Below are 24,929 nucleotides of genomic sequence, written 5' to 3' on the forward strand. Positions count from 1 at the left end.
GCGCAGGCTAAGGCGACATTGCCGGAACTCGTCTTTTTTGTCGTATTTGGGAAAATGCGACCGGTGTCGTCGCAAGCTGCATCAATCGCTGTAGATCGGCAGCCGCAATGTTACATTCAATCCCGGCTTGTTATCGCATACCGTGATCTGCGCGCCATGAAGCTGTGTCACAGCCGACACAATCGAAAGCCCCAGGCCATTGCCTGCAGAACTGCGGCTGCGCTCCAGGCGGAAGAAACGCTTGAAGATACGCTCGCGATCTGCCTCTGGGACGCCTGGCCCATTATCGGATACCGAGAGACAAGCCTGGCCTTCGCATAGCTCGAGGCTGATCGTAATGGCCGTCTCGCGAGGCGTATGCAGGACAGCGTTCTCGAGGAGATTGATCAAGGCTTGGCTCAGAAGCTCGGCGTCCCCCTGCACAACAACATCCGGTGCTACGGCGATCCGAAGCGACTTTCCTGCTTCGGCAATGGCGTCCTCGAAACTGTCACCGATATCGTTCACCAAGGCGCTGAGCGAAAGCGGTTTGAACCCCGCGCGGCGGCTGCCGCTTTCGATTTGCGCGATGCGCAGGATCGCGCTGAAGGTGGTAAGCAGCCCATCAACTTCCGCAATCGCCCGTTCGGTGGTTACGCGGAATTCGTCCGGAGTGGCCGCAGTGGCTTTCGCGTCTTCGAGCTGGTTGCGCAGGCGGCCCAAGGGCGTGCGCAGATCATGCGCGATGTCGCTGGTGACATGACGCAAGCTCTCCATCAGCTCGGTAGTGCGGTCGAGCATGCGGTTGAGCGTGGCAGCCAAGCGGTCGAGGTCATCAGGAGCGGCCCGGCGCGGAATGCGCTGGCGGATATCGCCTTCGATGATCGCTTCCGCAGTGCGGTTGATAGCATCGATGCGCTTGAGAAAACGCGAGGACAGGAAAATTCCACCCGCTACGGCCAGTGTTAGGGAAACCAGGATCACCCAGCCGAAGGTGCGCAGAATAAGCGAACCAAAACCACTCACCTTGCCGAAATCGTCGCCGATCATCAGGCAATAGCCCTGCGGCAGCGGCGTCACCAGCACAGCGAGATTTTCCAGCTGCCCTGCAGGCTCGTCGCCGTCCGGCGGGCCATAGATGGTTTTCCAGCCGGCATCGCATGAGCCGGGCGGCAAAGCACCGGCCAAACGCCGACCTTGTGCGTCGATCACCGTATAATCCAAGCCGCCCGCAAGCCGGTTGCGTAGCCTCTCGCTGATGGCATGGAGAAGACTCGGCGCCCCGCCAGAAGCATACTCTCCCGACAGCATATGGGTCTCTGCTTCGATATGGGTGCGGAAATCCGCTTCCAGGCGCGAGACGGCGAGCAAATAGGTGAGCCCTGCCAGAACGCCCACCGAAACGGTGAAGAGACCGACATAGGCGGCCGAGAGCTTGAAGCTAGCCGACCTAAGCGTCTGTGCGAGGCGCATGGATCATATATCCCGAACCGCGGACAGTCTGGATCATATCGCTGCCGATGCGGGCGCGCAGGCGGCTGATATGGGTTTCGACAATGTTGGTCTTGGGGTCGAAGTGATAGCCCCAGACCCCTTCCAACAGCATCGTCCGCGTCACCACCTGATTGGCATGGCGCATGAGATATTCGAGCAAAGTGAACTCTCGCGGCTTGAGGTCGATGTCCTGTCCACAGCGCTTTACTTCTCGTTTGACGAGATGGACTTCAAGCTCACCAAGCCGCAACACAATCTGCTCCACAGAAACGGCAGGACGGCGCAACAACGCATTCACCCTCGCCAGGAGCTCGCTGAAGCCGAAAGGCTTGGGCAGATAATCATCGCCGCCCGCATTCAGCCCCAGCACACGATCATCCAACTCACCAAGATTGCTTAAGAACAAGACGGGGACGGCGCATTGCTTGGCCCGCAATGCCTTGACGAGGCTAAGCCCATCCAGCCCTGGCAGCATGCGGTCAACAATCAGCGCGTCATAACGGCAGCGCAAGGCGCGCTCGAGCCCCACATCCCCTCGCGCGGCATGATCGACCGAATGGCCTTCTTTGGTCAGCCCTCGGATGACAAAATCGGCAAGGTTCTGTTCGTCTTCGATCAGGAAAATGTCGCTCATGTATCGATACCCAAATCACGAGGACAATATCATCCACTGGAGACAAGCTGCCTAGCACGACGCGTCAGACGGGCCTCACTCCCACTCGATGGTTCCCGGGGGCTTGGAGGTGATGTCGTAAACGACGCGGTTGATGCCTTTCACCTCATTGACGATGCGGGTCGAGACGCGGGCGAGGAAGCTGTGCTCGAAGGGGTAGTAATCCGCCGTCATGCCATCGCTGGAGGTCACAGCGCGCAAGGCGCAGACGTGATCGTAGGTGCGGCCATCACCCATCACGCCGACCGTCTTGACGGGGAGCAGCACCGCGAAAGCCTGCCAGATCTTGTCGTAAAGACCGGCTTTGCGGATTTCTTCGAGATAGATGGTGTCGGCTTTGCGCAAGATTTCGAGCTTCTCGCCCGTGATCTCGCCGGGTAAGCGGATCGCAAGGCCCGGCCCCGGGAAGGGATGACGGCCGACAAAGCTTTCCGGCAAGCCGAGCTCGCGGCCCAGCGCGCGCACTTCATCCTTGAAGAGTTCGCGCAAGGGCTCGACCAGCTTCATCTTCATATGCGCCGGAAGACCGCCGACATTGTGATGGCTTTTGATGGTGACCGAGGGACCGCCCGTGGCCGAGACGCTTTCGATCACGTCAGGGTACAACGTGCCTTGGGCGAGGAACTCGGCGCCGCCGACCTTGGCCGCTTCATAATCGAAGACATCGATAAAGGCCTTGCCGATGATCTTGCGCTTCTTTTCGGGATCGGAAACGCCCTCCAACTCGCCGAGAAAGAGATCTGCAGCTTCGGCATGGAGCAGCGGGATGTTGTAGTGGTTGCGGAAAAGGTTCACCACCTCGTCCGCCTCGCCCGCGCGCATCAAGCCTGTATCGACAAAGATGCAGGTGAGCTGATCGCCAATCGCTTCATGGATCAGCACCGCAGCGACAGAGGAATCCACACCACCCGAAAGCCCGCAAATCACGCGGCCCGTGCCGACCTGCTCGCGGATGCGGGCGATGGCGCGCTCCTTGAACGCATGCATGTTCCAGGTGGGCTCGATGCCGGCGATCTTGGTGACGAAGTTCTTCAGGAGCTGACTCCCGCGCGGGGTATGGACCACCTCGGGATGAAACTGCACGCCATAGAAGCGCTTTTCTTCATTTGCGATGACGGCGTTTGGCGAGTGCTCGGACGACGCCACAACGACAAAGCCCGGCGGAATGGCGACGATCTTATCGCCATGACTCATCCACACCGGCTCGCGACCGAGATCATCACCCAACCCTTCCAAGAGCGGAGAGGATTTCTGCAACAGGATGTCGGCGCGGCCAAATTCGCGGGCATGACCGCCTTCCACCTTGCCGCCAAGCTGTTCGCACATCGTCATCTCGCCATAGCAGATGCCGAGCACCGGCACGCCCGCTTCGAACACCGCTTGCGGGGCGCGGGGGCTGCCATCCTCATGCACGCTGCACGGGCCGCCCGAGAGAATGATGGCACGCGGCTTTTCCGCCAGCGCGGCATCCGCCTTGTTATAGGGCACGATCTCGCAATAGACGCCCGCTTCGCGCACGCGCCGTGCGATCAGCTGCGTGACCTGGGAACCAAAGTCGAGGACGAGGACGGGTGCGGACATGAGCGTTCTCTTTCAGGCGTGGTTCAAAACAGCGGTGAAGAAGCCATCGGTTTGGGACCGATGCGGCGTGGCGTGGAAGAAGGGCGTTGCCGTGAAGGCCGGATGCGCGGCGAGGAAGCGCGCGATCTGCTCTTCATTTTCGCGCGGCAGCACCGAGCAGGTGGCGTAAACGAGCTTGCCGCCCGGCTTCACGAAGCTCGCGGCCTTTACGAGCAGCTCGGCTTGCAGCGCTGCTAGCTCGGCAAGGCGTTCGAGCGTTAAGCGGACGCGCAGCTCGGGCTGACGGCGCCAGGTTCCGGTGCCGCTGCAGGGCGCATCGAGCAACACGACATCGAAAAGGCCGGACGGCTTGTTGGTGCTGGTCTTGGCGATAGTGACACCTGCCCGCTCGGCGCGGGGCGGCAGCATGGCGAGACGCGCGGCGGAGATATCATGGGCGATGATCTCGCCCTTGTTCTGCATCAGAGCTGCGAGCGAGAGAGTCTTGCCGCCACCGCCCGCGGCATAATCCAGCACGCGCTGGCCGGGTTTGACGGCGCAAAGCTCGGCGCAGACTTGCGCGGCTTCATCCTGAAATTCGAAATGGCCTTCGAGAAAGAGCTTTGACGCGGAAAGTTTTGCGGTGGTCGCGCCGGATAAGCGCAGGCCGGAAGGTGAGCGCGGCGTGGGCTGGGCTTCGAAGCCCTCTTCGGCCAAAGCGGCGGCGAGGTTTTCGCGGCTTGTCTTCAGCGTGTTGGCGCGGATGTCGATGGAGGCGCGAGCCCCCATCGCCGACATTTCGGCAAGGAGGCTTTCACCGAATGCGGCGGTGAGTTCCGGCTCCAGCCATGCGGGGAATTCGCCCTGCACATGCTTGGGCGCATCGCCAGGCGTGGCACCAATGGCGGCAAGCTCGCCCGCATCGAGGGCTTCCGGTGCATATTGGCCGCCGGTGAAGAGCGCCGCAGGATCGGCCCCTTCGGCCAGCAGCGAGGCGAGCACCAAGCGGCGCGGCCAGCTACTCTGCATACGGAAGGAATAGGAATAATAATGGCGCAGCACGTCGTAGACGCGCTCGGCCACTGCCGCGCGATCCTTCGAACCCGCATAACGGCGGGCGCGAAAGAAATCGCGCAAGGCTTTATCCGCGGGTTCCGCCGTCTGTTCGAGGGCGGCGAGCACCTCGATGGCGGCTTGAAGGCGCGCGGCTGGTGTCAATTAATGCACTCCCGGATAGTTCGGGCTTTCGCGCGTGACCATCACATCATGGACATGGCTTTCGGAAAGGCCCGCGCCGGTGATGCGCACGAATTTGGCCTTCTCGTGGAAGTCTTTGACCGTCGGGCAGCCGGTGTAGCCCATGGCCGCGCGCAGGCCGCCGATGATCTGATGGATGACGCCCGAGACCGGGCCCTTATACGGCACCTGGCCTTCAACGCCTTCCGGCACCAGCTTCAGATTGTCTTTCACTTCCGATTGGAAATAGCGATCCGCCGAGCCGCGGGCCATGGCGCCCAAGGAGCCCATGCCGCGATAGCCTTTGTAGGAACGGCCTTGGAAGAGGAAAACCTCGCCCGGCGCTTCTTCGGTGCCCGCGAGCAGCGAGCCCACCATGGCAACCGAGGCGCCCGCGGCAATCGCTTTGGCGAGATCGCCGGAATATTTGATGCCGCCATCGGCAACCACCGGAACGCCGTGTTTATTGGCCTCGCCAACCGCATCCATGATGGCGGTGAGCTGGGGCACGCCAACGCCCGCGACGATGCGGGTGGTGCAGATCGAGCCCGGGCCGATGCCGACCTTGATCGCATCCGCGCCCGCTTCGATCAGCGCCCGCGCGCCTTCCGCGGTGGCGACATTGCCGCCCAGAACCTGCGTGTAATTGGATTCTTTCTTGATCGCTTCGATGGTCTGCAACACGCCCTTGGAATGGCCATGCGCGGTATCGACGACCACGACATCGACTTCCGCTTCGATCAGCGCCATGGCGCGCTTGATGCCATCCGGCCCCGTGGAAGTGGCGGCGGCAACGCGCAGGCGGCCACGCTCGTCCTTGCAGGCGTTGGGGAATTTCTGTGCCTTCTCGATATCCTTCACGGTGATGAGGCCGATGCAGCGATACTCTTCATCGACCACCAGAAGCTTTTCGATGCGGCGTTCGTGCAGGAACTTGCGCGCCCGGCCCATGGAGACGCCGGGTTCAACCGTACACAGATTATCTTTGGTCATCAGCTCGGAAACCGGCTGATTGGGATCGATGGCAAAGCGCACATCGCGATGGGTGAGAATGCCGACGAGCTTGCCCGGCTGGCCCGCGCTTGCGCCCACCACCACCGGTACGCCGGAAATGTTGTGGCGTTCCATCAGGGTCAGCGCGTCGGAGAGCGGCGCATCCGGCGAAATCGTGAGCGGGTTCACCACCATGCCGCTTTCATAGCGCTTCACGCGGCGCACATGCTCGGCCTGCTCTTCGATGGAAAGGTTCTTGTGAATGACGCCCATGCCGCCGGACTGGGCCATGGCGATGGCAAGCGGCGATTCCGTCACCGTATCCATCGCGGCGGAGAGCAGCGGAATGCCAAGCTCGATGCTCTTGGTGAGGCGGGTGCGGGTATCGACCGCGGCCGGCAGGACATCCGACGCCGCCGGCACCAGCAGCACATCGTCAAAAGTGAGAGCTTGCCGGATCTCGGTCATGGCGCACGCGTCCTTTCGTTCGGAGCGCGCCCCCTTCGAAGGGTTTCGGCGGGCCGGCGCGCCCTGCCTTTTATCTCTGTGGCGCCCGAAGACGCCGGAACTCTTGATGTGCGCAAACGCCGCCGGGTGGGGCCGGTCGGTGCGAGCAACATCGTGTTTGGAGCCATGAGCCTGTAGCAGCGAGTCGGGGCGGAAGCAAGGCGCAGGAGCAGACTTGGCGCCCGCGCGGCGAAAAAGCAGGGCAACGCGAAAACAAAAAACGTGAAAACAAATCGGCGATTTTTCCGGTAACTCGATGAATAATAAGAAAAAACGCCTTATTAGGAGGGCGTCGCGAAACGCCCTGGGCAGTATCGGGACACCTGCGGCGGCGGCCTCACCTTCCATTTTCAAAGAGCAATTTTCTCGCGCTACTTTTGCGCGATTCTTTTACATGGGTGGCGCGCCGCGCGCTTTCAAGCCTGCTTAACCATTTTGGCGAACCAAGGATTTACCACCCGCCCTGTAGCTTGGGCCATCAGCCGCCCGAAGAAGCGGCCCGCATCGCAGAAGCGGCGGCGGAGCGTAGCGTATGGTACCGGGGATGGCTGGGTTCGGGTTTCTGATCTTCTTCGCATCGATGGCGTATCTGATCGCCGGCAAATGGGGCGTTCTCATCGCCGTAATGCTGTTCGCTGCCAGCACGCTTGGCAAGCTGGCGTGAGGGGGATCTTGAAACTCTTCTGAATACTCAGGAAGCGAAATATACTTTCGGTTGATTCCCGTAATTGATCGACCGAGTTCTTTATATGAATAAAAGATATCAGGTATTCGTAAGCTCGACTTATGCAGACCTTAAAGATGAGCGTCACAAAGTCATCCAGACGCTCATGGAGATGGATTGCATTCCCGCCGGAATGGAGCTGTTTCCAGCTTCAGATGATGAACAATGGGATTTCATCAAAAAGGTTATCGATGATTGCGATTATTATGTTCTAATCCTCGGCGGGCGATATGGCTCGATTTCCGCAAGCGGCATGAGCTTCACGGAGCGAGAATTTGACTATGCAGTTTCGAAGCCTCTAAAAATTCTCGCGTTTGTTCATGGCTCGCCCGAAAAACTGAGCATAGAACACTCAGAGCTTGGCGAAGATTTGCGCCATAGACTTAGCGAATTTCGAAAAAAGGTCTGCAGTAATCGCCTAGTCAAATTCTGGAATTCCGCTTCCGAATTGCCGGGCTTAGTTGCCCTAGCCCTCACAAAAATGATTAAGACCTATCCGGCCGAAGGTTGGGTACGTGCAAATCAGATCGCTACGAGCGCAGCCCTTAGCGACATCAACGCTCTAGCCAAGGAAAACCGCTTTTTAAAAGGCGAAATCAAAGCCCTTGAAGACAGGATAGACGCACAAATCAAAAAGAACGAAGCCGCCACGGAGCGCTTGGCAGATATGGATGAAGCGTTCGATTTCGTTTTGTATTCAGAGGGTGACGAATACGAAGTGTCCGAGAACTGGTCGAACTTATTCAGGATAATCGCACCGCGCATAGCGGAAAATGCATGGGAATCATGGTTGCGGAAGCAACTGTGTTCAAACCTTGCAGCAGGACAATTCGGGACATTCTACTTACCTGACGAAACGTTTGATACTATTCGAGCACAGTTCACAGCTTATGGATTTATCGAAACTAGATATTGGGATAGCGAGAAAGATCGATTGTGGGGGCTCACCGAAGCAGGTGACAGAGCCATGCTTAACGCAATGACCGTCAAATCGACAAAGAAACCCAAATTGCAGACAAAGAAACGCTCAAAGTAACCCCAGCCCGATAAACCGCCGTGTGCGGTGCGCTGAAGTGACGGATTTTGTCACCCTCTAACCCTCCCCTTGAGGGAGGGTCGAAATTATTGCCGCGCAGCGGCGGGAATTTCGGGGAGGGGTTAGTCGCTGCAGAGACGGCGTGTCACGCTGATAGCGCCTCGACATACCCCTCCCCGAAAAATGCTTTCGCATTTTTCGACCCTCCCTCAAGGGGAGGGTTAAAGGCTGATCTCAAAACCCATGCAGCACGGCCACCAGCACCACGACCGCTAAGATCATTCCCAGCATCACCATGCCGAAGCAGCCGCCGAGGATGCTGGTGATGAGGCGGAAGATGCCGCCGATGAAGGCGGCGATGAGGGCGAAGAAGGCCGTGATGATGCCGAACATGGCTGCTCCTGAAAGCTGGCCTTCAGCTTAGCAAACCCGTTGGCCCGCGCGCACTAGCGCTGAGCTATGCATTTGGTGCAAAATCAGCGGAGATGGAACGCAGGGCTCGCACGGGGGCGGCCCCGGCTCGGTCCCCACCCATTTCACAATCCGGGGAGCGCTGTTCGTCTTCTGTAGGGCGGGCCTTCATATGCGTTGAGCCCCTCGCCTTCTCAACACCCGGCCCGAACCCTAAGCTTGAGACGCTGGTGCAATGGGGGCGGGCGGCTATGGCAGAAGCAATCAGTCTTGATGATTTTCGCGGAGATACCGGCGTGGAAGCCCGCCGCGCGGCGCATCTGAAACATTTATATGCGCTTTTGCCGGAGATGATCCAGCGCATGTATTGGCCTCGCGGCGAGCTGGACCTGCATCGCACCCAGGCCTTTCGTGACATGCTCGCCCATGCCAAGACCCATTCGCCCTGGTGGAAGGACCGGCTTGCCCATATTGACGCCGAGACCGCGACCCTTGACGACCTGAAACGCATTCCGGTGATGACCAAGAACGATCTGATGGAGAATTGGGACTCCATCCTTACCATCCCCGGAGCCAGCCGCGCCGAGGCGGAGGCCGCGCTTCGCACCCATCGTGACCAATTCTATATCTGGGAGGACCATGTTCTGATGTCCTCCGGCGGGACCGGCGGGCGGCCCGGCATCTTTGTCTATGATTTCGATTCCCTGGCGCGGCTTTGGGCGAGCATGGCGCGCGGCTTCTTCGCCTCTATGCTGCCGCTCGCCCAACAGGGCATCTCTATTCCCGATGGGGTGAAGGTGGTGTCGGTCGGCGGCGAGGCCTCCAATCATGGCTCGTTCATTCTGGGGCGGATTTTCTCCAATCCCAAAAATCCCACCACGCTCTTATCGGGCTGGCGCTCGCTGCCGGATAATCTCGATAAGCTGAACGCGCTGCAGCCGCATTTCGTCTTCGCCTATCCAAGCCTGGTGGCCGAGCTGGCGGAAGCCCAGCGGCATGGGCGGATCAACATCGCCCCGCGCGCCTTCTATTTCGGCGGCGAACAGCTTCATCCCGGCATCGCGGCGCTGGCGCAAGAGACCTGGCCCGAGGCCGATATCCTGACCTGCTGGGGCACGACCGAAGGCGGCGGGACCTTTGCCTGCCGCTTTGGCGGCTATCATGTCTGCGAGGATCTGGTCGCCATCGAGCCAGTGAACGCGGCGGGTGAACCAGTGGCGCCAGGTGAGCTTTCGGCGGGCATCTATTTCAGCAATTTCTACAACAAGGCGCTGCCGATCCTGCGCTATCAGATCGACGACGTGTTCGAATTCGCCACCGAGCCCTGCCCTTGCGGGTCTGTGCATGCCAAGGTGGTGCAGGTGCATGGGCGCACCGCCGACCGCTTCGTCTATAAGGATGTCGCGATACTGCCCGCGACGCTCGAGCTTTCGGTGCTGGAGCAGCCCGATATCCTGGAATACCAATTCCGCCAGACCGAAAACGGCGCCCATCTTCTCTATCGCGCCGACAGACCCGTCGACGAAGCGCGGCTGCTGCGCCGCATGGAAGAGGCCTTGCGCGGTTATGGCCTTGAAGCCCCCGAGGTCTCTGTGGAGAAAATCGACACCCTCGCCCGCAGTGCCGCCGGCAAGCTGAAACATTACCTGCCGCTGGCGCGGTGAAAAGAGTCAGCAAATTTGTCATCCCGGCCAAGCGTTCTCTGCGAGAGCAGAGGGCGCGCGGAGCCGGGACCTACTCCAACATTGTTCAGATTTCCTAGTGGGTCCCGGCTTGCGCCCAAGTGCAAGACGACGCGATCTTTGCGGGCGCGTCCGGGATGACAGGCAGATTGTAAAGTGCTCTGTTGCTGGCTCATGCAGGAGTCGGCGATGAAGACCGAAGAAGAGAAGATGCTGGCGGGCGAGCCCTTTGATGCGCATGGGCCCGAGCTGATCGCGGTACGCAAGAAGGTCAAGAAGATCCTGCACCGGCTGAACGTGACCGAATATCATTCGGACAATATGCAGGCGGTCATCAACGAGCTTTGCCCGAACTCCGCCAAGGATCTTTACCTCGAGCCGCCGTTCCACTGCGATTATGGCGTCTATATCAAGGCCGGCGAGCATGTCTTTGTGAATTTCGGCTGCGTCTTCCTGGACGGCGGCACCATCACCATCGGGGCGCACACGCTGATCGCGCCGGGCGTGCACATCTACACGGCTCGCCACCCCTTGGGCGTGGAGGAACGCGCGCAATGGGAAGACGTGGCCCCCGTGGTGATCGGCGAGCGCTGCTGGATCGGCGGCCATGTCACCATCTGCCCCGGCGTGACGATTGGCGATCGCAGCGTGATCGGCGCGGGCGCGGTGGTGACCAAGGACATCCCGCCGGACAGCCTGGCGGTGGGCAACCCTGCCGTGGTGGTCAAGAAGCTCAATGGAGCCAAGTAATGGCGCATTCCACCCGCGCGACACAATTTCTGAAATCCCAAGGCGTCGAATTCGCGTTACGCGAATATGACTATGACCCCGCAGCCGATCGCATCGGGCTCGCCGCCGCTGAGGCAATCGGGGTAGAGCCACACCGGGTGTTGAAGACCTTGATGCTGATCCTGGACGGCAAACCGGTCTGCGCCGTGCTTGCCTCGGACCGCGAAGTCAGCATGAAGAAACTCGCCGCCGCCCTCAAAGGCAAATCCGCCGCGATGATGAAGCCCGAAGAGGCCGAGCGACTCACCGGCTATCATGTCGGCGGCATCTCACCCTTCGGCCAGAAGAAACGCGTACCGGTAGTGCTAGACGCGGCGGCGCTGAATGAGACGCGGGTGTTTCTGAATGGCGGACAAAGAGGGCTGCAGGTGGAAATGGTGCCCGGCGACATTGTTCGTATACTGAATGCCGTGACCGCGGACATTGCCGCGTGACAGTTCCATCTACTGGCGAAAACATCATCCGCGCGGGCGCTTAGGAGCCCTTTTTGCGGTCTTTGCCGCCTCGTGGACGAGATCGAGCGGCACCTCGCTCGCCGAAATCCCGGCAGCCCTCAGCATCAGATCAATCCGTGCCAGCCGTAGCATCGCAGCGGTTTCGACATGGCCAGCGGCACGCGTACTCTTGATTGCCGTATCGATTTCAGCCAAGAGCGATTTCAGCGCTTTGGGTTTTCGTGTCATGGCGTCCCCCGGCGCCTTCCTTCACGCCCACACCATGGCTATGGGCGATCCGCTAATTCGGGAAGAGTGCATATTCGTGAATTTTCGTGAATCTCCGCCCCCGAACGCGCCTCCCGCTATGATCGTCGGTACACGCATCAGAAGGCTGCGCGAAGCCAAGGGCATTTCGCGGGCCGTACTCGCACGCAAAATCGGCGTCGACGTCTCCTCCATCGCGGGATGGGAAAGCGGCAAGCGGCTGCCGCGCGACACGGTGCGCACAAAGCTGGCGAAGGCCCTGGATTTCGACCTTGCCGCGCTGATGTCGCCGGAGGAAGAAGTGTTCGCCCCGGCCCGCGTGGCGGTGCTGGATGTGGCCGAAGATTTTCCCGCTGTGCTGGCCGACTGCGCCCGCCGCGCCAAGAAGATGATCCGCAGCGCAAGGCTGGGCTCACCCTATTCCACCACCTGCAATGTGCAGCGCGAGGCACGCGCGGTGATGGGCGAGCGTTTGCGAAAGGGCGAGATCTCCGTTGAGCGCGCCGAGATTTTCTACACGCTCGACCGGCTGAAAGAGGTGCTGCACAACATCCTCATTTATGACGGGCGGCCCTATTACGCCAAAGCCTATTGTATCGGGCTTCAAGAGATTGGTCCGTTCTTAGGAGCCTGGTGCTTCGATGAGGATGAAGTGTTCCTGGGCGCCTATTGGCGCGGTTTTCCAGTAACAGGACGGCCATTACTGCGGCTCTCCGGCTCTTCGGTGAAAACCTTTTTCAATGCCTATTGGAAAGAGATCTGGGAAAGCGGCACGCTCTTGAACAGCCATGGCGCACGCGATCTCACCCAAATCCGCGATCTGGCGGTGAAGATGGGACTGAATCCGCGTCGCTGGAAAAGCTATGTCGAAGAGGCGCGGGCGCTCGAAATCGGCGACGGCGCCCCGCCGTTTCTGTGAGCCCTACACCAGCTTTTTTGCGAAAATAAAATCGGTGAAGTCGTAATCGCCCATGCGCACCTTCACCGTGTCAGCATGGGAAAAACCCTGGCGCACGTAAAAGCCTTGCGCGGAAGTGTTGCCGCCATTGACATAAAGGCGGGCCTCTTCGCCCGGCGAGAACCCGTCGATCGCCGCCTGCAGCAAGAGCTTCCCAACGCCAGTACCTTGTGCCTCTGGCAGGACATAGAGCTTCTTGATCCAGATCACCGCCCCTTTGCGATAGCCCGAGGCAAAACCAAGCGCCGCCGCGCCCATGAACGCGCCCCAGAAGCGGTGACCATCGCCAAGTTCCTGGGCAAGGTTGGCGGGATTATAGATTTTCGAGAGGATGTTCTCGATCTGCTCGGGCGAGAGAATCCCGTCATAGGCGCTCGGCCAAATGCGGCAGGCGAGCGTTTCAATCAGCGAGAAATCGTCGGAACCGAGAGGTTTTACGGCGGCGAGCATAGCCGCTTCCTAACATAAGCGTCACGGGGGGAACAACGCCTCTACCGGTCCGTTGCTTGGGTGATACCCCGGAGATTTTGATATGGAACGACCGTTCGCGATTGTGACCGGTGCCTCTTCTGGCATCGGCTTCGAGCTTGCCAAGCGCTGCGCCGATGAAGGCTTTGATCTTTTGATCGCCGCTAATGAACCTGAAATCGAGGAAGCCGCACGGATACTCGGCGAAGGCGGGCGCGTGGTGCAGGCGGTGGAAGCGGATCTCGCCACCTTGGAAGGCGTCGACAAGCTGGTGGATGCGGTGCGCGGGCGGCGCGTGGATGCGCTTCTTGCCAATGCGGGGCGCGGGCTGGGCCACAGCTTTCTGGAACAGAATTTCGCGGACGTGCGCTATGTGATCGAGACCAATGTCACCGGCACGCTCTATCTTATCCATCAGATCGGACGGCAGATGGCAGCCAAAGGCCATGGGCGCATTCTGATCACCGGCTCCATCGCAGGGTTCATGCCCGGCAGTTTCCAGGCGGTCTATAACGCCTCCAAGGCGTTCCTGGATTCTTTCGCCGCCGCATTGCGCAACGAGCTGAAAGATAGCGGTGTGAGCGTGACCTGTTTGATGCCTGGGGCGACGGATACCAAATTCTTCGAGCGCGCCGGTCTCACCGACACCAAGCTTGGTACCGACAAAAAGATGTCGCCCGAAGAAGTGGCACACCAAGGCTATGAAGCGATGATGTCGGGCGATAGCGGCGTCATCACGGGCCTGATGAATAAGGTGCAAGTCGCCATGACGCGCGTGATGCCCGCCTCGGTCCTGGCCGAACAGCACCGCGCCCAAACAGAACCCGGCAGCGCGGAAAAGCCGAGCGAGAACAAGGTTGCACCTCTTTAGAGGGAACGGGAGGGTGTTTGGCGCAGTTGTGTGCAGGCACCACCACGGAGAGGTCCATGCGCGCGCTAGTCTGGCACGGCCGAAACGACGTTCGTTGCGATACGGTTCCCGATCCCATCATCGAGGAACCGCGCGACGCAATTGTGAAAGTCACCTCCACCGCCATCTGCGGTTCGGATTTGCACCTGTATGACGGCTATATCCCGGCCATGATGAGTGGCGACATTTTGGGCCATGAATTCATGGGCGAGGTGGTCGAGGTCGGCTCTGGAAATTCCAAGCTCAAGGTCGGCGACAGGGTGATCGTGCCCTTCACCATTTGCTGCGGCGAATGCTTCTTCTGCCAGAAAGGCCTGTGGAGCTGCTGCGAACGCACCAATCGCGACAGCGACAAGGCGGCCGAAATGTTCGGCCATCAATGTGGCGGGCTTTTCGGCTATTCCCATCTTACCGGCCATTACCCCGGCGGACAGGCCGAATATGTGCGCGTGCCTTTCGCCGATGTCGCGCCCACCAAAGTTCCAGAGGGTTTCACAGACGAACAATTACTATTCCTGACGGACATTCTGCCGACCGGCTATCAAGGCGCGACCTATGCGCAGATCGAGCCGGGCGAGACGGTGGCGATCTGGGGCGCGGGGCCGGTTGGCCAAATGGCGCTGCGCTCTGCCCAGATGCTGGGTGCCGGGCATGTCGTCGTCATTGATCGCGTGCCGGAGCGCCTTACCATGGCGGCAGCGGCAGGTGCCGAGGCGATCAACTTCGAACAGGAAGATGTTTATGACCGCCTCAACGCGATCACCAAGGGGCGCGGACCTGACAGGGTGATTGAAGCGGTGGGCATGGAAGCCCATGGAACCGGAAGCTGGGATGCATTCGGGGACCGCGCGCTTGCCGCCACGGGTCTTGGCACCGACCGCATCCACGCCTTGCGCGACTGCATCCGCAATGTGCGGGCGGGCGGCACGGTCTCGGTTTCGGGTGTTTTCGGTGGTTATCTCAACGGCTTTCCTTTCGGGGCGGCGGTGCAGAAGGGTCTCACCATCAAAGCGGGGCAATGCAACGTGCTCAATTATTTGCCCACGCTGATCCGTGCCATCCAGGAAGGCAAAATCGATCCGTCTTTTGTCATCACCCACCGCTGCGGCCTCGAAGATGGCCCGGAAATGTACAAGACCTTCCGTGACAAGAAGGATGGCTGCATCAAAGTGGTGATGCGCCCGCACGGTTAGGAACAGGCCAACGGGAAACGACGTTTTTCCTCGCAAGCGGCACAAGCCCCTCAGAAAAAATCAGCCGCCAAGGGGAACCAGGCCAAGAAAATTGGCCAAAGAAGATTGGAAGGAGAGTTCCATGAAACTCAAGCATCACCTCTTAACGGGTATCGCAGTTCTCAGCTTGGCCGTAATGACGCCACTGGCGGCAGCGCAATCGACCGGTACGAGCCCATCCTCCACCGGTTCCTCGCCCGGCAGTTCGTCGACCACGGGCTATCAGAGCGGCGGAGGCCAGTACAACAACAACCAAAACACGCAAAGCAATGGTACCCGCAGCAATCCCGGCCAGACCGGCTCGAGTGATTCCATGAGCAGCGATCCTTCAAGCTCTGGCGGCTCCAGCGATAATTCGATGAGCCACGCGAGCAAAAAGAAGGCTAAGAAGCATCACAAGAGCAACATGTCCTCTCAGGAAAGTTCGCGTACGGATGACCTGAACCGCCAGCAGCTCGGCCAATCGGGCTCGACCAGCGGCAGCTATGGCACATCGAATTCCGTGACGGGGCCAGGCAGTACCGGTTCTTCCACCAGCGGCTATTCGGCGGGCCAGCGTTCGCCCACCGGCGCGCCTGGCTCGAGCGGAACAAACGCCACGGGCACCAACAGCGGCAGCACCATGGGCGCGCCGGGCAGCACGTATCAAACCCCGCCGACCACCAATCCGAACACACCCAATTCGGACACGACACGCGCGCCCAACGATCCCCGTATGGGACCGAACGGGCCCTCGAGCACGAACAATCCGAACGGCAACAGCACGACGACGGGACCCAATACGCCGCAATAGCACCAAAACAAGAAGGGCCGGTGCGTTCTACCGGCCCTTTTCTGTTTCACGCCTGCCGGGGAGCGTTCCATGGCCGACAAAGAGGCCGAGTATCTGCCGCAAGGCGAAGACAACAACAGCCGCGAGCTCAACAGCCACAGCGCCCGCCAAGCGCAAACTTTGGGGCGGATGCGCTATGTCTTGGGTATTGGCTTGGTGCTGGTGATCCTGATGTTTGCGATCATCTATATGGCGGGGCCGTGATTACTCGAGTTCCGGGTACGGCCCTTTGCCGCCACCGGCAATGAATTTGGAAACCTGCCATTCAAGGACTGGAAGCGGCACAGAGCCAGTCGCCAGCACCGCGTCATGGAAGGCGCGTATGTTGAATTTCGGGCCGAGTTCCTTTTCCGCCTTGGCCCGGGCCGCGCGGATCGCCATCTCACCGAGATAGTAAGACGTCGCCTGCCCCGGCCAAGCTATGTAGCGATCAATCTCGGTTTCAATTTCATGCTCGGGCAGCGCGGTGTTCTCGCGGAAGTACGCAATCGCCTGTTCGCGCGTCCAGCCCTTGGAATGAATGCCGGTATCGACCACCAGACGCGCCGCGCGCCAGATTTGATAGCCGAGCATGCCGAAGCGATCATAGGGCGTGTGATACATGCCCATTTCCTGCCCCAGCCATTCGCTGTAAAGCGCCCAGCCCTCACCATAGGCCGAGATATAAGAGTGGCGACGGAAATCCGGCAGGGAGGTATCTTCCGCCGCGAGCGGCATCTGGAAAGCATGTCCCGGCGCGCTTTCATGCAAGGTCAGCGCCGTGAGGTTATAAAGCGGGCGCTGCGGCAGATTATAGGTATTGACGAGATAGACGCCTGGCCCGCCACGGCCTGAGGTATAGAACGGCGCGATGTCGTCCGGCACGGGGCGAATGGCAAAACGCCCGCGCGGCAAAAGCCCGAACCAGAGATTGGCCTTGCCATCGAACTCTTTCGCGATCCAGGCGGCGCGATCCAGCAGCTCTTGCGGGGTCTTAGCGTAGAATTTCGGATCGGTGCGCAGCATCCGCTGGAATTCGGCGAAAGAGCCTTTGAAGCCGGTCTCTTTCATCACCTTTTCCATCTCGCCGCGCAGCTTGGCGACTTCGGAGAGGCCCAGACGGTGAATTTCCTCCGGCGGGGTGGTGACGGTGGCGTAGTTCAAAATCTGCGCGCGGTAATAGGCTTTGCCATCCGGCAGATCCTCGGCGGCAAGGGTTTTGCGCGTGTGCGGCAGATATTCATTGCGCCAGAATGTATCGAGATCGCGATAAGCCGGCTGGACCGTGCCCATGATCAGCTTCAGCGCTTTCGCCTTCAACGCGGCCTGCTCAGATGCAGGGATGTTCGGCGGCATATCCTTGAAAGGCTCAAAAAAGGCAGTGTCTTCGGGCTTGGCCGACGCGGTTTTGGTGATGGCATCGCCGCGCCCCTGTAAGGTCACTTGCGGCGGGGTGAAGCCGCGCTTCAAACCGGCGCGCATATTGGCGATGTTTTCGCCAAAATAGCGCGGCAGCTCGCTGAGCTGGGAAAGCCAGTTGCGATAATCCTGTTCGGTGCGGAAGGGCCTGCGCGCCCGATCGTTGAACTCGCCCCAGAAGGAGGAATCCGAATTGGCGGGCATCTCATAATCGCGGAATTTTTCTGATGCGATCATGCTTTGAAGCTGCACGCGATAAACTTGCGCATTCACCTGCTCTTTGGGTGAAAGCTCGGTCGGGGAAATCTTCTCCAGCGCGGCGAGCGTTTCCTGCCAACGGGCAAGGCGCTTTTCCTGGCTCACCGTATCGACATGGGGAAGATGGGCCGGGACCGGACGGGTGTTGTCCTCATCATCCTGGAACTCTGCAATGCGCCAGCCCCATTCCGAGGTGTAGAGCGTCTTTAATTGCGCATCCGCGGTGGCGGCATGCATCGCGGGAAAAACGGTGGCCAGCGCGAAAGCGGCGGCAAAACAGGTTTTCATGACATCCCCTCTTCTGCGCATAAGCTATCGCGCGGGGCGCAAAGCTGTCGAGCGGCAAAACAAAACCCCGGCAGGGATGCTGCCGGGGTCTTCACACTACAGGCTTTCAGGAGACTTAGTGCTTGTAGGCCTTGCGGTAGATGAACCAGTAGACGCCGCCGACGAAGATGCCGCCGCCGACGATATTGCCCAGCGTGGCCGGGATGAGATTGTGCACGATGGCCGGGATGGTCACGACCGAGACATCGAGACCAGCCGGAGCATGGCCAGCCGCGACGAGCACATAAGCGAGCGGCAGAAGATACATATTGGCGATGCAGTGCTCGAAGCCCGCAGCGATGAAGGCTGCGACCGGAAGCACAAGGCCCGCCATCTTGTCGGCGACGGAGCGGCCCGCATAGCTCATCCACATGCCGAGGCAAACCAGGATGTTGCAGAGCACGGCCTTGAAGAAGATCGTGACGGCATCCGGCGTCAGCTTGGAGATCGCGAGCGTGATCACCGCTTTGGCGATGCCGCCGTTATTCATCGCATAGTGATGCGACATGTAAACGAGAAACACGAGGGTGAGCGCGCCGATGAAATTGCCGACCCAGATGATCACCCAGTTCTTGCCCAGCTCCCAGCTTTTGATCTGGCCCTGAAACCACGCCATGGTGAGAAGGCAATTGCCGGTGAAGAGTTCGGCGCCCGCGATCGCGACCAGGCCAAGGCCGAGCGCGAAGACAAGACCGCCCAGAAGGCGCTGTGCGGCAAAGCCGAGCGTGGCATCAGCCAGCACGATGCAGAAGAACAACCCGCCGAAGCCGATATACATGCCGGCGAGGAACGCCTGACCAAGGCTCGCCATGATCGGCGAATGGGCCTTTTTCACGCCGAGCTTTTCAACAAAGGCTTCGATTTCCTGCGGTGACAAGCAATCAGAGCCGAAGGATTGGGATGAGACCGGTTCAACGCCCATACGAGATCACGCTCTTGAATTCGCCCGCGTCTTTAGTTGCGGGAAAAGGCCAACAGAAGGCACATAAGCGCGGCCAAAGCGCGCAATACATTCGTGGGAAATGCTTATTGGGAAGCCATTTACCCTCCCCTTGAGGGAGGGTCGAACGAGAGAGCGCAGCGAAATCGTTCGGGGAGGGGTCTGTCGCGCCCCGTGTCTCGATTTACCCCTCCCCGAAAAATCTCAGCAATGCTGCGATTTTTCCGGTCGCACGCTGCCGCTACTCCACCCTCAAGGGGAGGGTGAGATCACGCACTATTCCTTCCGCCCCTTGAACCCCAGCGCGACGAGGTAGAGTTCCACCGACTCCTTGCGGCTCGCCGGCGGTTTGACGTGTTTGACGTCGGAGAAGTGCTTTTTCACCGTATTCAGCACATCGCCTGTCGCCCCGCCCTGAAACACCTTGCCGACAAAACCGCCGCCGGGGCGCAGGACCTCGATGGCGAGATCGAGCGCGGCTTCGAACAGCGCCAGGGTGCGGATGTGATCGGTGGCGCGATGGCCCGTGGTGGGCGCGGCCATATCGGTGAGAACAAGATCGGCTTCGCCGCCCAGCGCCGCCTTGATCAGGCCAGGGGCTTCTTCGGCGAGCATATCGAGATGGAGGAACTCCACGCCCGGGATCGGCTCCATCTCCAAAATATCGGCGCCAACCACCTTGCCGTCATCGCCGACGCGTTCGCGCGCAACCTGGCTCCAGCCGCCGGGGGCTGCACCCAAATCTAGAATGCGTCCGCCGCGGCGCAGGAGCCGGAATTTTTCATCCAGCTCTTTCAGCTTGAACGCGGCGCGCGAGCGATAGCCCTTTTGCTTGGCCTGCGCGACGTAGGGATCGTTGAGCTGACGTTCCAGCCAGCGCTTGGACGACACGGTGCGCCCGCGGGTGTTCTTCACCCGTTTCTCATTATTCATCGGCGTGCCTCTGCCATCAATTCCCGTAAAATGCCTTCGCGCAGGCCCCGGTCAGCGACACGCAGGCGGGCGCAAGGCCAGACGTCATGAATGGCGCTAAATATCGCACATCCCGGCACGATCAAGTCTGCTCTTTCATTGCCGACGCAGCCCTGTGCCGCACGCGCGGGCCGATCCATGGCGGCAAGCTCTTCCACCACGCCTTGAATGGCATTGCAATCATGCCAGGAGGCATCGACACGCGAGCGCAGATAGCGTTGCAGCTTCAGCGCGACACCGGCGAGCGTCGTCACCGTGCCGGAGGTGCCGAGAAGATGATGGCGGGTGGTATCGAAAAAGCCGCCCTTCAAATCCATATCGCGCTTCACCGCCTCGAAGCGGTTGCGCATATCGCGGCGCATGGTTTGGTAGTCCATCGGCGTGCCGGCCATCGCGGCGCCTTCCGACAGGGTCATCACCCCCAAGGGTACGGAATCGAAATGGATAATCAGCGGCTTTCCGTGATCGCGCCCAAGCCAGATGGTTTCCGTGGAGCCGCCGCCGATATCGAAGACCAGCGCGCCTTCGTAATGGGCCCCGATCAAGGGCGCGCAGCCAAGCGCGGCGAGCCTTGCCTCTTCCGCAGCCGAGATCACCGAAAGGGTGATCCCTGCCTCTTTCGCCGCCCGCTCCACCAGCACCCCGGCGTTGGACGCCGCCCGGCAAGCCTCTGTCGCCACTGCCCGGACAAAGCGGGCGCCATGGCGTTCGATCCGCTGGGCGCAGACCTTGAGCGCGGCAATGGTGCGATCCATCGCGGCTTCGGAAAGCTGGCCGGAATGGGCCACCCCCTCCCCCAGCTTCACGATGCGGGAAAAGGAATCGATGATGCGAAAGCTGCCCTCACGCCCCGGCGAGGCAATCAACAGACGGCAATTGTTGGTGCCCAGATCCAAAGCCGCCAGCACCGGCGGGGCTTTGCGGCCCAAATGCCGCCGCCGCCTTTGCTTTTTCACCGGTTGGTCCATGGGGCTGAAGGTGTCCTAACGAAAATGTGAAGCAGCAGAGGCAAACTAGCACGCAGGGGTGGTGCCGCGAGGTTTTCTTTACAGGTAAGCGACAGCCAGCGGTCAGTTTAGAGAAATTCCATGGTGTTGCGAGCGGGCCTACGATTTTTCTGCCGCAACACCGGTGGGGTGAGGTTGAGGCGGAGCCCTGCGCCATTGCGCCGCAATTCCTGATAGCAAATACCGCCGAAGAGCTTTGCCGTGGCCCGCCATTGACTTACCGCGCGTCACAAGCCCGAGAGTTGCATCTCTGCTGGGATTCTACCGGGGTAGAGTATGAAGATCGGCCTTGAAAAAGCGATTTCAGCGGCGATCTCACCGGGCTTTGCACAAGCCCTCAAAGGTCTGCGCGCCGAACTTGGGCTAGCCTATCGCCATCACCGCGGGGTGAAGCGCGCGGCGCGCTACAGCGGGCGCCATGGCTGCAAGATAAATTTCGGCTCCGGCCTCGCCGCCAAGCCGGGCTGGATCAATGTCGATCTCAACAAGGCGGCCGATCTGGCGCTGGATCTTCGCCGCCCGCTCCCCTTCGACTCCGCATCCTGCGCGATGGTCTATTCGGAGCATTTTCTGGAGCACCTGCAATATCCCGGTGAGGCGCTGCAGTTCTTGCAGGAATGCGCGAGAATTCTCGAACCCGAGGGCGTCCTCAGCTTAGGGGTGCCCGATACCGAATGGTACATGCTGGATTATTGTGGCGTGGCCAATCCGAGCCGGACGCGCGCGGGCTTTGCCGAGGAAGACGTCTTCGCGATCGCCAAACGGCTGTGGCATCCCAAATGGTGCCAGACCCGCATGGAGCATCTGCACCATCACACCCGCCAAGCCGGCGAGCATCAATTCGCCTATGATTTCGAGACCCTGGAAAAGCTGTTGCACGAGGCCGGTTTTACCGCCGTCGAACGCCGGGATTTCGATCCGGCTCTGGATTCAAAGCAGCGCGCCCTCAACACACTGTATGTGAACGCCCGGCACTAGGCGCGCGGCCACGAAGACGCTGTGGCGGGGCGATGCGGCGCGCTCACCACAGCCGCTTATTCGCGAAAGCCTTGCCGGAACCGGATTTTAGGTAGTGCTCGAAGGCGCGGGCGCGGGGTTCGGTTTTGAAGGCGAAATAGGCGGCCAATTCCCAGGGACGGTATTTGGCGGTGTGGGTGGAGCGGCCAGCATTATGTGCTTTGAGGCGCTCCTTCAAATCCGTTGAGAACCCGGTGTAGCGCTGTGCCGGATCAGCCAGACTCTGCAGTAAATAGACGTAGAACATTGCTGCCCCCACCGCATTGTTGGCAGACCTTAACCTAAAGTAGAATTGGGGAGAGAGGGGTATGTGCCAGACGTCACCCGTCCTCCTACGCCAAGGCTTCGGAGGACAGCCACCCTTCGCTCGCTTCGCATTTCGAGGATTTTGCAGGGCGTCAGCCATCCGTAGCTTGCGAAGCAAGCGAAGGATGGCTGGGGGACTAGGATTCGAACCTAGACAGGCAGAGTCAGAGTCTGCAGTCCTACCGTTAGACGATCCCCCAACGGAGGCGGCGCTTCTAGCCTCTTTTGCCTTTCGATTTCAAGGACTCTGTGGGCGCGCATTGTCGTCGCGGGGCGCTAAATGTGGATAGATCGCATTTAGCTGCCCAAGGACATCACCTTAAGCCACGGGGTCATCAAGTAAAAGTTGCACTATTCGTGTAAACTATATTTGTAGTTGCATTCCGGCAGATATGGGACTTATGGTTGCCCTCACCAGAACTCAACTGGAGGGAGAACATCATGAAGTATCTGCTTCTCGCGGGCGCAGCCGCCTTTTTGCTGGCCCCGATGGCCTTCGCTGACACCCTGAACATCACCTCGACCACCGACACGGTGCAGCCGGCGGGCAAAATCAGCTCGAAGAGCGGCACCGCCTTCAACCCCGGCACCAACAAGATCATCTTCAAGGCGCTGGGAAAGACCTGCACCTTGAACAGTTCGGGCAACCCTTGGAACGCTGGCGCAGGCGCGGGTTGCAATTATGAAGTCACGATCGACAACAGCGCCCAGACCATCAACCTGACCTCGAACGGTAAGGGCTGCACCGTGGCCGCCGACGTTCCGGCCGCCTGCAAGTAACCCCTGGCGCAATGGTGAATCCCCTGCGCCCCCAACCTGGGGATTCACCGCACTGCCGCGCGCGATAAATGATAGACAGCATCTATCATAACGGTGGAAACAATCCATTTCACAAATGACGCCCAGCCCGGCATCGTCTGCCCAGATTTTGGGAAGGACGAGCAATGACTAAGACCCTCACCACCGCATCGGGAGCCCCCGTCGGCGATAATCAAAACAGCCTGACCGCAGGCCCGCGCGGGCCTTTGCTGGCGCAGGACTGGCAGCTCTTTGAGAAGCACGCCCATTTCAACCGCGAGCGCATCCCCGAGCGCGTGGTGCATGCCAAGGGCTCGGCTGCGTATGGCACGCTGACCATCACCGGCGATATCTCGCGCTTCACCAAGGCCAAGGCGCTGCAGAAGGGCGCCGCCAGCGAATGCTTGCTGCGCTTCTCGACCGTGGCCGGGGAAAAAGGCGCCGCTGATGCCGAGCGCGATGTGCGCGGCTTCGCCCTCAAGGTCTATACTGAGGAAGGCAATTGGGATCTGGTCGGCAACAACACGCCGGTCTTCTTTGTGCGCGATCCGTACAAATTCCCCGACTTCATCCATACCCAGAAGCGCGATCCCAAGACCAATATGCGCAGCGCCACCGCGATGTGGGATTTCTGGTCGCACAGCCCGGAAAGCCTGCACCAACTGACGATTTTGATGTCGGACCGTGGCCTGCCCAAATCCTATCGCCATGTGAATGGCTATGGCTCGCACACCTATAGCTTCATCAACGAGGCTGGCGAGCGTTTCTGGGTGAAGTTCCACTTCAAGACCATGCAGGGCATTCAGACCATTACAGGCGAGGAAGCGGCCAAGCTGATCGGCGAGGACCGCGAAAGCCATCAGCGCGATCTCTTCGACAGCATCGAGAAAGGCGATTTCCCGCGCTGGAGATTCTGCGTGCAGGTGATGCCGGAAGCCGATGCCGACAAGACCTCGTACAACCCCTTCGACCTCACCAAGGTGTGGCCGCATGCGGAGTATCCCTTGATCGAGGTCGGCGTCTTGGAGCTGAACCGCAACCCGGAAAACTATTTCGCGGAAGTGGAACAGGCCGCCTTCTCGCCTGGCAATGTCGTGCCCGGTATCGGCCACAGCCCCGACAAGATGCTGCAGTTCCGCCTCCTCTCTTACGCGGATGCGCAGCGCTATCGCGTCGGCACCAATCACGAGGCCCTGCCGGTGAACCGCCCGCGCTGCCCGGTGCATCACTATTACCGCGATGGCTCCATGCGCTTTGACGGCAATAGCGGCGGGTCGGTGAATTACGAGCCGAATTCCTATGACGGGCCGAAGGAGGATCCGCGTTTCAAGGAACCGCCGCTGAAAATCTCCGGCGAGGCGGATCGCTATAACCATCGCGATGGCAATGACGATTATGGCCAAGCAGGCGCCCTTTTCCGTCTGATGCCCAAGGACGAACAGGAACGGCTGATGAATACCATCGCGGGCGCCATGAAAGGCGTGCCGGAAGCGATTGTGATGCGCCAGCTCTGCCATTTCTTCCGCGCCGATCCCCAATACGGCGCAGGCGTGGCGCGGCGTCTGGGCGTGAAGATCGATCAGCATAAGCCGGCATAGCCCTTCCCCCCTCGTCGGCTAAAGCGCCCTGGTCTTCTCCCCCCAAGGAGACCGGGGCGTTTGTTTATTCCCTCCATGCCTGTTCCCCCGAGGAGCTATGCGCGGGACGAACAGCCCCCTCCC

General features: G+C 60.1%; 25 protein-coding genes and 1 tRNA gene. 12 read left to right on the forward strand and 14 right to left on the reverse strand.

Annotated features, from left to right (window positions below):
• Window positions 1–81: 81 nt before the first annotated feature.
• From FHS83_RS02405 to guaB, 5 genes are all read right to left on the reverse strand, one after another.
• Window positions 82–1,452 carry a sensor histidine kinase gene (locus tag FHS83_RS02405; protein WP_167080517.1) on the reverse strand — a complete coding sequence of 457 codons (1,371 nt, stop codon included), beginning with the start codon at window positions 1,450–1,452 and terminating at the stop codon, window positions 82–84.
• Entirely contained in the window at window positions 1,430–2,107 is a 678-nt protein-coding gene (locus FHS83_RS02410) for a response regulator transcription factor (protein ID WP_167080519.1), read from the reverse strand. Before FHS83_RS02410 ends, FHS83_RS02405 begins: the two co-directional genes overlap by 23 nt.
• A 75-nt stretch (window positions 2,108–2,182) precedes the next feature.
• Window positions 2,183–3,727, reverse strand: coding sequence for a glutamine-hydrolyzing GMP synthase (gene guaA, locus FHS83_RS02415; RefSeq protein WP_167080521.1), 1,545 nt, complete (start codon window positions 3,725–3,727; stop codon window positions 2,183–2,185).
• Window positions 3,728–3,739: 12 nt separating this feature from the next.
• Entirely contained in the window at window positions 3,740–4,924 is a 1,185-nt protein-coding gene (locus FHS83_RS02420) for an RsmB/NOP family class I SAM-dependent RNA methyltransferase (RefSeq protein ID WP_167080522.1), read from the reverse strand.
• Window positions 4,925–6,403 carry an IMP dehydrogenase gene (gene guaB, locus FHS83_RS02425; RefSeq protein ID WP_167080524.1) on the reverse strand — a complete coding sequence of 493 codons (1,479 nt, stop codon included), beginning with the start codon at window positions 6,401–6,403 and terminating at the stop codon, window positions 4,925–4,927.
• A gap of 788 nt (window positions 6,404–7,191) precedes the next feature.
• Here guaB and FHS83_RS02430 point away from each other — a divergent pair.
• The gene (locus FHS83_RS02430; RefSeq protein ID WP_167080526.1) at window positions 7,192–8,202 is read left to right on the forward strand and encodes a DUF4062 domain-containing protein; all 1,011 of its coding nucleotides are present in this window, start codon (window positions 7,192–7,194) and stop codon (window positions 8,200–8,202) included.
• Between the two features lie 234 nt (window positions 8,203–8,436).
• Here the strand turns inward: FHS83_RS02430 and FHS83_RS02435 are convergent, their stop codons facing one another.
• Complete coding sequence (locus FHS83_RS02435) at window positions 8,437–8,595, reverse strand: hypothetical protein (RefSeq protein ID WP_167080528.1); 159 nt, start codon at window positions 8,593–8,595, stop codon at window positions 8,437–8,439.
• Window positions 8,596–8,864: 269 nt separating this feature from the next.
• On the opposite strand from FHS83_RS02435, the gene FHS83_RS02440 reads away from it, so the two are divergent.
• The 3 genes from FHS83_RS02440 to ybaK all read left to right on the forward strand — a co-directional run bounded on the left by FHS83_RS02440 (window position 8,865) and on the right by ybaK (window position 11,518).
• Window positions 8,865–10,277 (forward strand): phenylacetate--CoA ligase family protein, encoded by a 1,413-nt coding sequence (locus tag FHS83_RS02440; RefSeq protein ID WP_167080530.1) that lies wholly within the window; start codon window positions 8,865–8,867, stop codon window positions 10,275–10,277.
• Window positions 10,278–10,484: 207 nt separating this feature from the next.
• A complete protein-coding gene (locus tag FHS83_RS19590) occupies window positions 10,485–11,045 on the forward strand; it encodes a sugar O-acetyltransferase (protein ID WP_167080532.1) in 561 nt (186 codons plus the stop codon).
• Entirely contained in the window at window positions 11,045–11,518 is a 474-nt protein-coding gene (ybaK, locus tag FHS83_RS02450; protein ID WP_167080534.1) for a Cys-tRNA(Pro) deacylase, read from the forward strand. The genes FHS83_RS19590 and ybaK overlap by 1 nt, the downstream gene beginning before the upstream one ends.
• A gap of 24 nt (window positions 11,519–11,542) precedes the next feature.
• Here ybaK and FHS83_RS02455 read toward each other — a convergent pair whose 3' ends face one another.
• On the reverse strand, window positions 11,543–11,767 hold the full coding sequence (locus FHS83_RS02455) for a hypothetical protein (protein WP_167080538.1): 225 nt from the start codon (window positions 11,765–11,767) through the stop codon (window positions 11,543–11,545).
• A gap of 118 nt (window positions 11,768–11,885) precedes the next feature.
• On the opposite strand from FHS83_RS02455, the gene FHS83_RS02460 reads away from it, so the two are divergent.
• The gene (locus tag FHS83_RS02460; protein ID WP_167080541.1) at window positions 11,886–12,704 is read left to right on the forward strand and encodes a helix-turn-helix domain-containing protein; all 819 of its coding nucleotides are present in this window, start codon (window positions 11,886–11,888) and stop codon (window positions 12,702–12,704) included.
• Between the two features lie 3 nt (window positions 12,705–12,707).
• Here the strand turns inward: FHS83_RS02460 and FHS83_RS02465 are convergent, their stop codons facing one another.
• On the reverse strand, window positions 12,708–13,193 hold the full coding sequence (locus tag FHS83_RS02465) for a GNAT family N-acetyltransferase (protein ID WP_167080544.1): 486 nt from the start codon (window positions 13,191–13,193) through the stop codon (window positions 12,708–12,710).
• A gap of 82 nt (window positions 13,194–13,275) precedes the next feature.
• Here FHS83_RS02465 and FHS83_RS02470 point away from each other — a divergent pair, with 82 nt between their 5' ends.
• From FHS83_RS02470 to FHS83_RS02485, 4 genes are all read left to right on the forward strand, one after another.
• Window positions 13,276–14,082, forward strand: coding sequence for an SDR family NAD(P)-dependent oxidoreductase (locus FHS83_RS02470; protein WP_167080548.1), 807 nt, complete (start codon window positions 13,276–13,278; stop codon window positions 14,080–14,082).
• Between the two features lie 56 nt (window positions 14,083–14,138).
• Complete coding sequence (locus tag FHS83_RS02475) at window positions 14,139–15,314, forward strand: zinc-dependent alcohol dehydrogenase (RefSeq protein WP_167080552.1); 1,176 nt, start codon at window positions 14,139–14,141, stop codon at window positions 15,312–15,314.
• A gap of 121 nt (window positions 15,315–15,435) precedes the next feature.
• On the forward strand, window positions 15,436–16,146 hold the full coding sequence (locus tag FHS83_RS02480) for a hypothetical protein (protein ID WP_167080554.1): 711 nt from the start codon (window positions 15,436–15,438) through the stop codon (window positions 16,144–16,146).
• A gap of 69 nt (window positions 16,147–16,215) precedes the next feature.
• Complete coding sequence (locus FHS83_RS02485) at window positions 16,216–16,389, forward strand: hypothetical protein (RefSeq protein ID WP_167080557.1); 174 nt, start codon at window positions 16,216–16,218, stop codon at window positions 16,387–16,389.
• On the opposite strand, the gene FHS83_RS02490 is transcribed toward FHS83_RS02485, so the two are convergent.
• The 4 genes from FHS83_RS02490 to FHS83_RS02505 all read right to left on the reverse strand — a co-directional run bounded on the left by FHS83_RS02490 (window position 16,390) and on the right by FHS83_RS02505 (window position 21,048).
• Window positions 16,390–18,129, reverse strand: coding sequence for a DUF885 domain-containing protein (locus FHS83_RS02490; protein WP_167080559.1), 1,740 nt, complete (start codon window positions 18,127–18,129; stop codon window positions 16,390–16,392).
• A gap of 115 nt (window positions 18,130–18,244) precedes the next feature.
• Window positions 18,245–19,090: a formate/nitrite transporter family protein gene (locus FHS83_RS02495; RefSeq protein ID WP_167080562.1), complete on the reverse strand. Its 846-nt coding sequence runs from the start codon at window positions 19,088–19,090 to the stop codon at window positions 18,245–18,247.
• Window positions 19,091–19,384: 294 nt separating this feature from the next.
• On the reverse strand, window positions 19,385–20,041 hold the full coding sequence (locus tag FHS83_RS02500; RefSeq protein ID WP_167080564.1) for an RlmE family RNA methyltransferase: 657 nt from the start codon (window positions 20,039–20,041) through the stop codon (window positions 19,385–19,387).
• A complete protein-coding gene (locus tag FHS83_RS02505; protein WP_167080566.1) occupies window positions 20,038–21,048 on the reverse strand; it encodes a Ppx/GppA phosphatase family protein in 1,011 nt (336 codons plus the stop codon). Before FHS83_RS02505 ends, FHS83_RS02500 begins: the two co-directional genes overlap by 4 nt.
• A 315-nt stretch (window positions 21,049–21,363) precedes the next feature.
• Between FHS83_RS02505 and FHS83_RS02510 the strand changes: the two genes are divergently transcribed.
• Window positions 21,364–22,065, forward strand: coding sequence for a class I SAM-dependent methyltransferase (locus tag FHS83_RS02510; RefSeq protein WP_167080568.1), 702 nt, complete (start codon window positions 21,364–21,366; stop codon window positions 22,063–22,065).
• Window positions 22,066–22,108: 43 nt separating this feature from the next.
• Here the strand turns inward: FHS83_RS02510 and FHS83_RS02515 are convergent, their stop codons facing one another.
• Window positions 22,109–22,351 (reverse strand): GIY-YIG nuclease family protein, encoded by a 243-nt coding sequence (locus FHS83_RS02515; protein ID WP_167080569.1) that lies wholly within the window; start codon window positions 22,349–22,351, stop codon window positions 22,109–22,111.
• Window positions 22,352–22,536: 185 nt separating this feature from the next.
• A tRNA-Gln gene (locus FHS83_RS02520) sits at window positions 22,537–22,610 on the reverse strand.
• A 241-nt stretch (window positions 22,611–22,851) separates the two neighbouring features.
• Here FHS83_RS02520 and FHS83_RS02525 point away from each other — a divergent pair.
• Together FHS83_RS02525 and FHS83_RS02530 are read left to right on the forward strand one after the other, a co-directional pair.
• Window positions 22,852–23,190 (forward strand): hypothetical protein, encoded by a 339-nt coding sequence (locus FHS83_RS02525; protein WP_167080571.1) that lies wholly within the window; start codon window positions 22,852–22,854, stop codon window positions 23,188–23,190.
• A 164-nt stretch (window positions 23,191–23,354) separates the two neighbouring features.
• A complete protein-coding gene (locus tag FHS83_RS02530; RefSeq protein ID WP_167080573.1) occupies window positions 23,355–24,806 on the forward strand; it encodes a catalase in 1,452 nt (483 codons plus the stop codon).
• Window positions 24,807–24,929: the final 123 nt, after the last annotated feature.

Origin of the sequence: Rhizomicrobium palustre (assembly GCF_011761565.1) — a bacterium.
Classification (GTDB): Bacteria; Pseudomonadota; Alphaproteobacteria; order Micropepsales; family Micropepsaceae; genus Rhizomicrobium; species Rhizomicrobium palustre.